Here is a 5,974-nt window from a genome sequence, read left to right as displayed (position 1 = left end):
ACTTCTTTTTTAGTTCTTATGTACTAAAATGGCGATGCGTTCTCCTATGTGCCAGTTAAGGGTGCGGAATGTGGGTTGGAGACAGCAGATGTAGTGCTAGTTGGTGACGACTTGAGAAGGCTTGCCTATGCAGTAGAACTCAGCCGTCGCACTGTGTCTGTAATTCAACAAAATGTAGTATTTTCTCTGGTAACAAAAGGGTTGTTTCTACTATTGGGGACGTTTGGCTTTGTTGGGTTAGCCGTTGCCATTTTAGCAGACACAGGAAGTTCTCTGCTAGTTACTGCTAATGGAATGAGATTATTTAGAAATAAGAAGGACGCTCATGTTGCCCATCCCACAACAATAGCAAAATAATTCGGCGTTGCTGAATCAAGATATGAATTTCAAAATTCCCATTGATGTAGAGACTTTGCATGCAACGTCTCTACAGGGATTTGCTTAGACGCTCGCGATCACCACAGTGCTTAGTTGCACGGACTTCAAAGTTGCCAGCACGTCGTTGCCAAGGCTAATTAGAGTGTCGTTCCCGCTAATGTTGAAGCTTAACTCAGGAGCAGGAGTAGTCGCGTTGGGGGCGGTTAAACCAATACCGCGACTGATTGTGTCATCGGCTGTAAAGCCATAAATGGTGACTGAACCAACTCCAGCGTCCAGAATAAAGCGGTTGACACCAGTGCCAACGAAGACAGTATCGTTACCTGTACCCGCAGAAATTATATTGTTGCCATTACCTGCGAAGACTTGATCGTTACCGGGACCTGCGTTGATGATATTATTGCCTTCACCTGCGTAAACTATGTCATCACCAGCACCCGCGTAAATTTGATCGTCGCCTGTGCCTGCGTAACTTGTGTCATTTCCAGCACCTGCAAAGACTGTGTTATCACCATTATTGACGACGATTTGGTCGTTGCCAATGCCAGTATAGACAAGGTCATCACCAGAACCAGCAAAGATTAAATTGTCGCCGTTATTGGCGTAAATGTAATTGTTGCCTTCACCTGCGTAAATTGTGTCACTGTCGAGTCCGGTATAAACTATATCATCGTTGGCATCGCCAAAGAAAGTTTGTGGTCCTTGTTGCAAAGGCTTTTCTGCAGAACCCGTAACCGCAGCTAACATGGTTCTATAGATGTGGCTCTGATCTAAAGTATCGGCGACACCAGGAATTTGGAAACCGTAACTTTCATAGCCCTGTCCGATAAATCCGTTTAGTACTTCGGCATCAGCACCTTGGTAGTAAACTGGTACAGGACGATTAGTATGATTTCCCCAGCCGTACTTGACATCTGGGTCAGAACCCCAGAAGTGTCCTACTTCTGCTGGTGTATCCAAATCTGTTAGTGCTTGACCACCAAGATTTTGTAACTGAGAGGGAAAATTAGGATTTAATGTTAAATAGTGGTCGTGGTCAGCTGTGACGATCAGCAAGTTGTCTTCCCAACCACCGTTGTTTTCAATCCAGTTGATTACTGATGTGACTGATCTGTCGAAGTCCAACATGGTTCCAATCAAATTGTCCATGTTGTTGTCGTGTGCCGACCAGTCAATGTCCCCTCCTTCAACCATCAACCAGAAGCCATCTTTGTCTTTACTTAAAACATTCAATGCCGCTGTAGTCAGGTCTTTGAGCGTTGGGTTTTCGTTAATTTCTCTGGCAATGAATGATTCGTCTGTTTCTCCAGCCAGTAGGGGACGTACAGTATCAGGTCTTTGTCCTTGGGTAGTGAACACGCTAAAGTTATCCAGTCCAGTTGTGCTGTAGTCACCATTGGCAGAACTGACGGGTAAGTTACCGTTTTGACCACGAGCGCCGTACAAACCGAGTAGGCGATCGCCATTATTGGGGTCAATACCAGCTGCAGTTTCAGCTAACCTTGCCGCTGCGTCTGGTCCGCGCTCTAGGAAGGTGTAACCGTATACGTTACTATTAGGGTTCTGTGTGAGATAATTGTATGTCTCTTCTGTAATGAAATCTTCTGTTCTCGGTGGCTCCACACCATCTGGTAAGGGATCTCTGGGGTTAGAGACTGGATGTCCCCCACCTAGCAACACTGTTGGCTGGTAAATCCGCAACTCTTGCTGAAGAATGTTGTCCAGATTAGGGTACTCATCATCATACTTAGCGCGGCGGTTAACGGCGGCGGCGGCGGCACCAGGAGTGGCGTGGTCAATTGGTACTGACGTCACCAGACCAGTAGATTTACCTAACAGATTAGCCGTGACTAAAATTGTTTCGAGGGGTTGCTCGAAAATATCTACACCAATAGCATTGTTATAGCTCTTCACCCCGGTGTACAAGGTGGTAGCAGTGTTAGCAGAGTCTGGATAGCTGTATTTGATGTACTCTGGATCATTACCAGGAGTCCAAGGGTAGATTCCGCCTCGTTCTGGATCGTAACCAACTAAGTTACCAACTGCACCACCACTAACAGTTGCTCCACCAGTTGGCGTAGAACCTGAGTTAAAAGCTGGGTTGAAATTAAAGCCTGGGAGAACAGGACTCCCTCCTGTTGCTGGATCAGAGTTATCTAGAGCAGAGTTACCTGTACTGTAGACTCCATTACTACCAGCAATGGTGGTGCCATATGTCGTTGCTAGTGTGTAGCCAGTCAAGTTTTGAAAACTTAGTCCAGATCCCTTACCTGAAGTGTAGAAATCACTCAGGGTATTAGCACCTGTTTTACCCTCTTGAATCTGTTTATAGATAGCAGCAGCACGCGCCATTTCCCAGCCCATACCGTCGCCAATCATAATAATGACGTTCTTTGCCATGATTAATAACCAATCCTAAATTGTGAGAGATAAATTAACTACAGTCATTCTGTAGTAATAATCGATAGCACAAAACCTAAAAATTAGCTTTTTGCACTTTTCCTCGCTAGTTTTTCATACATAGGTTAAGAATGAGAAATCGTTTGATTAAAATTAATTTTTTTTGGTTTTATTGTGATAAATCTTATCATTATTGCTAGCAATAATCTTAAACTGATATTGATTTTCATTATTAAAAATAGGCTGACTTAAGTAGTGCATTCAATTAAGAAACGCTATATCTTAGCTTAAGCTTGCGTTACGGACTTCGTCCTAACACACCCTACGTGTATTTCACATTTCAAATAGGAGTCCTATCTTACCTTTTATAAGACAAAAACTCGAACACGAAAAACTTTTTTAAAGGTATTTTTTAAGAAATATAGTTTATTAGTATTATCGATTTTTAATAAATATTATTAACCATGAATTAATTAACTCTACAAGCCTTTTATGAGTTTTTAAGTAACTCCCAAATGATCCCTAACACTTCCGAAAACACCAATTTTTCATTGAGAAACCGTTTCTTAATTGTTTAACTGGCAAGTATTTAAAATCACTTGCCAGTCAATATGGTGTTACATAGGAGATAAGCCAAATCACTGGTAGGAGGTTAAGACTTAACCTATGATTTTCTTGCTAGAACCGGACTCACCTTGTAGACTTTTGTCTTTGGCTGTGCCGTGTAAACGTGGATCAGGCTGAGGTGGTACTGGTTCTGGTCCGAGGGGCTTGGGATTTTCTACATACTCAAATTCGCCTTTACCGTCGATAGAAGGTCCTTTTGCCCAACGACCTTCAGCACTTTCGGTACCTTCAGAGTTGTTCCAGAACTGATAAGCATACTCCCGCTTCTCCAAGTCCAGTGGGAAGGAACTAGGAACTGGTGTATCTTCCAGTCCATCAGCTTTAAGTTCCTCAATCGCTGCTAACCACTGGTTTTGGTGCATGGTGTCACGGGCGATCATGAATGAGAGAGTATCTTTCACTCCTGGGTCATCAGACATCTCATACATCCGCACTGCTTGCAAGCGTCCTTGAGACTCGGCGTGGAGGTTAGACCGGAAATCTGCCATTAGGTTGCCACTGGCGACAATAAAGCGACCATTCCAAGGGAAACCAACGCTATCGGCTGGCAATGCACCCAAGCCAGATACGATCGCGTGTTGGGGGTTCATAGCTGCAGCCATAATTACATCACGGGGATTAGTACCACCCATCACTGCACCCACAACTTGGTCAAGTGCGCCTTCTTCTTGCATTTTGAGTGGCGCTTTCTCCAGCAGATGGGCAATCATCGTGGCTAGCATTTCGATATGACCGATTTCCTCTGTCCCAATGTCAAGCAACATATCGCGGTATTTAGCAGGTCCACGGCAATTCCAGCCCTGGAACAAGTACTGCATCATTACAGTCATTTCCCCAAAGGTTCCACCAATGAGTTCTTGAATTTTCTTCGCGTAGATTGGGTCTGGTTTTTCTGGCGGTTTGAAGTACTGTAGCTTCTTTGTGTGGTAAAACATTATTATTCCTCATAGATTGCATCTGGGGTGGACACAAATTCAGGCTCCATCTGATATTTGTTTCACCCTCTCCTTTCTAGGAAATCGATCTGACCTTTTTTCTTCATCATCCTATAGTCAGATAAAAATCCTACTAATAATTATGTATTTGTACTTACTGAAGAAAGACACAGGGTAGAAGGAAAAAAGGCAAATTTTGAGATAAAAATAGATCTTCTGTGTTATGCTATACAGTCCTGAAGGCTCTGCCTTCATCCCATCAGATTAAAACCAGCGGTAGAGTCATTGTGAAAAATTCCGCCAGGGACTTCTAGTCCCTGGCTGATAGCTAAAGTCCTCTTGAAGAGGACTAACAGAATATGTAGTCCAATGGAGTGTAAACTTATGCTATATCTATACCTACAAGTTATTTTGAAAAAGTTCGAGAACTTGTTGCCAAGCATCAGCAGCAGCTTCTCTATTAAGACTTGGGTGATGTGCGAAAAACGGGTACTTGTCTATAAAAAATCCGGCGAAAAACCCGTGTACCGCGTCGTATCGAAACACACGATGATTGATTTGATGTTTTTTTAATTCAGCCTCGATTTTTTGGTTTTCCTCTTGGGAAACTATTGCATCCCTCGTGCCAAAGAATGTATAAATAGTACCTTTAATTTCAGACGTGCGATCAATGGTTGGAGTCTCTTCTCCATAACTAGAAGTTGTAATTCCCCCACCGTAGAATGAAGCAGTTGCTTTGATATCAGGTAAAGTTGCCGCCATATAAGCAACATGACCACCAAAACAAAAACCAATGGTGCCGATGCGATCGCTATCAACATTGGGTAAAGTTTTGAGATAGGCAATGGTAGCTTGAATATCGCTAAATATTTCTTGATATTTCACTTGTTGATAGTATTGCAACCCTAGTTGATAGGCTTCTGGACTATAACCAAGATCTTTTTCGCTAAACCCACGTTCAAAACCGGGAGCAATACGTTGGTACATTGCAGGTGCGATCGCCACGTATCCTTGTTGCGCTATTAGTTCAGTAATATCCCGAATATTACTGTTAACTCCAAAAATTTCCTGAAAAACAATAACTGCACCAAAGTTTCCCTGACTGACTGGCTGCGCTAAATAAGCATCGATTTCTAAGTCGTTATTAAATACTTTGACGTAGGTCGTACTAATTTCGATTGTCATTTGCATTTTTCCAGTACCCTTTCAATTAATAGTTTAAAAAATTTGCTATTTGGGCTTCTAGAAAAAAGTTGCGCTCTATTATTAAATTCTTGCGATTAGTCTTGCAAGAATTTTTTCGGCGTAACGCCAACAATGCGTTTAAAATATTGAGTTAAGTGACTTTGGTCGCAAAAACCAACTTTGATAGCAATCTCAGCAATACTTTCGCCATGCTGCAATAAAAACTTTGCTTTCTCAATCCGACGCTGCAAAATGTACTGATGGGGGGTTATTCCCATACTTTGCTTGAACAAACGTAAAAAGTAATACGGACTCATCTGAGCAATTGCAGCTAGCTCAATTAACTTTAAGTTGCGATGGAGATGTGAGTTAATACGAAGTTGCTAAAGATAGTATCATTTGATGGAAGATAAAAGAAGACCATCAACTATGCCACGCTTGAGAATTCA

General features: G+C 42.5%; 4 protein-coding genes and 1 pseudogene. 1 reads left to right on the top strand and 4 read right to left on the bottom strand.

What is annotated here, in order from left to right:
* Nucleotides 1-69: 69 nt before the first annotated feature.
* Nucleotides 70-357: pseudogene (locus ICL16_RS00185) on the top strand (hypothetical protein); the annotation flags it as partial.
* 84 nt (nucleotides 358-441) lie between these two features.
* On the opposite strand, the gene ICL16_RS00180 reads toward ICL16_RS00185, so the two are convergent.
* From ICL16_RS00180 to ICL16_RS00165, 4 genes are all read right to left on the bottom strand, one after another.
* Nucleotides 442-2,778 carry an alkaline phosphatase gene (locus tag ICL16_RS00180; RefSeq protein ID WP_238360516.1) on the bottom strand — a complete coding sequence of 779 codons (2,337 nt, stop codon included), beginning with the start codon at nucleotides 2,776-2,778 and terminating at the stop codon, nucleotides 442-444.
* 659 nt (nucleotides 2,779-3,437) lie between these two features.
* On the bottom strand, nucleotides 3,438-4,340 hold the full coding sequence (locus ICL16_RS00175; protein ID WP_190824883.1) for a manganese catalase family protein: 903 nt from the start codon (nucleotides 4,338-4,340) through the stop codon (nucleotides 3,438-3,440).
* A 399-nt stretch (nucleotides 4,341-4,739) separates the two neighbouring features.
* Nucleotides 4,740-5,531 (bottom strand): dienelactone hydrolase family protein, encoded by a 792-nt coding sequence (locus ICL16_RS00170; RefSeq protein ID WP_190824882.1) that lies wholly within the window; start codon nucleotides 5,529-5,531, stop codon nucleotides 4,740-4,742.
* A gap of 89 nt (nucleotides 5,532-5,620) precedes the next feature.
* Nucleotides 5,621-5,899 (bottom strand): helix-turn-helix transcriptional regulator, encoded by a 279-nt coding sequence (locus tag ICL16_RS00165; RefSeq protein ID WP_337906872.1) that lies wholly within the window; start codon nucleotides 5,897-5,899, stop codon nucleotides 5,621-5,623.
* Nucleotides 5,900-5,974: the final 75 nt, after the last annotated feature.

Source organism: Iningainema tapete BLCC-T55, from assembly GCF_014698965.1.
Lineage (GTDB): Bacteria > Cyanobacteriota > Cyanobacteriia > Cyanobacteriales > Nostocaceae > Iningainema > Iningainema tapete.
Note: the sequence above shows the minus strand (reverse complement) of the source record. Positions and strands in the feature narration are given on the sequence as shown.